The organism is Barnesiella sp. CU968 (assembly GCF_905219685.1).
In the GTDB taxonomy this organism is placed as follows: domain Bacteria; phylum Bacteroidota; class Bacteroidia; order Bacteroidales; family Muribaculaceae; genus Lepagella; species Lepagella muris_A.
In genome coordinates this window covers 1-1,497 of sequence record NZ_CAJMXD010000544.1, presented here as the reverse complement: position 1 = coordinate 1,497, position 1,497 = coordinate 1, and the positions used below count along the sequence as shown (strand labels likewise).

2 protein-coding genes are annotated in these 1,497 nt (G+C 43.2%); both read right to left on the bottom strand.

What is annotated here, in order from left to right; genetic code table 11:
- Positions 1 to 45: 45 nt before the first annotated feature.
- A complete protein-coding gene (locus JX312_RS13545) occupies positions 46 to 687 on the bottom strand; it encodes a hypothetical protein (protein ID WP_204458438.1) in 642 nt (213 codons plus the stop codon).
- 194 nt (positions 688 to 881) lie between these two features.
- Positions 882 to 1,349, bottom strand: a complete 468-nt coding sequence (locus tag JX312_RS13540; RefSeq protein WP_123404211.1) for a hypothetical protein — start codon at positions 1,347 to 1,349, stop codon at positions 882 to 884.
- Between the last annotated feature and the right edge of the window lie 148 nt (positions 1,350 to 1,497).

The following is a 1,497-nucleotide window of genomic DNA, read 5'->3' as shown; positions in this document are numbered from 1 at the left end:
TCATATTCATGATTCAGATTATCCATATTTTAAATAATTAAATGATTAATAATAAATTATAGCTCTTGTTTCCGATTTTTCAAAGTTTTCTTTCGTGGGTGCGGAGTATTCCCCGTTATCTTTCATTTGTCTTGTGGAAGAAGTTCCCTTGAAAAGGCGTTCTGTCCAATTGCCCTCTTTGTCGAATTTCAGATAGCTGATGGAAAACTCCACTTCCCAAATTTCATCAGGTCCATCCGAGGTGTATGTGCCGGATACGGGATTACCTTCCGGCACATAGTCTGTGAGCGCAAGTCTGAAAACCGTGCCATCGCTTTCTCTGCATTCCGTCCCATTGATAATCCCGTTGTCATTGCAAACCATTCTGTTGTCGGTAAGTTCATCAAACCTGCTTGACAGAGAACCATCCTCGTTGAACTGCAGTGGTCCCGAAATGCATGTCACGAACGGTGAGTATTCTTTAGTACGTACAGTCTTTACTTTTCCTCGTAATCCGAATTTCCGGAGATCATCCGAATTATATGGCGGTATGCTGTCTGCCGGTGTATCTTCAATCTCAATATTCACAGGAAGAACTGTATCGCTTGCGGAACCGCAAGCGGAATCGTCTCTCACTTCTTTTCCTTTGCCCCCGCATGATACAATCAACGGCAATGCAGCGGTAAAAAACAGGTGTTTCAGCTTCATATTACATGGATATGGTTAGAGATCATAAGGGTGGTTCAGAGACATCTTCCCTTGTCTTGACGTTTTGAGGAAAGAGGACTGGAATCCATGGGTGAAGAATTGTTAATGCAAATATAGTGTTTTGTGAGAAAATAAACAAGAAAACCGCAACCATCTGTCGATGGCTGCGGTTTTCACTATGTTGTGGTTTATGGCTATTGCTGGGGATTCAGTCTGTATTTCAGTTCGACAGTGCCGGGAGTGGTTCCGTCAGGCAGGTCGTCTGCCGATTCTACAACTGTCACTATTGTTGACAATTGGGCGTAAGCGATGGATTTGTCAACCTGAAGAACATCGAAAGCGAGAGTGAAAAGGTGATTGCCTACAGGGAGATACGCGGCAGGAATCGAGCCACCGAACGGCTGCACGATCGTGTACCCCATTCCTACGTGGTCAAGCACATAATTCACGCCTGATATACCGGCGGCTTTGCCACCGAGTCCTTCGGCTGTGATACCCGATACCGTCAGCGGCTCACCGGATACTATGAAAATGCGTCCGTCGGCATCGACGGCGTTGTCGATACTTACAGTAATATCAACAGAAGGCATATCATCGTCATCGTGACAGGAAGTCAGGAATCCCAATGGCAATAACAGAAGGAGATAAAGAAACTTTTTCATACTAACTGATATTAAAAATTAATTTATCTATATAACACTTAAAAACCGTTTTGGATTAAGAGAGTGTTTGGATTTAACATGAATTATATGTAAGATTTTCCGGAATTAATTCTTTTCATCCACATGAAGTGTCTTTCCGGTGAATTTC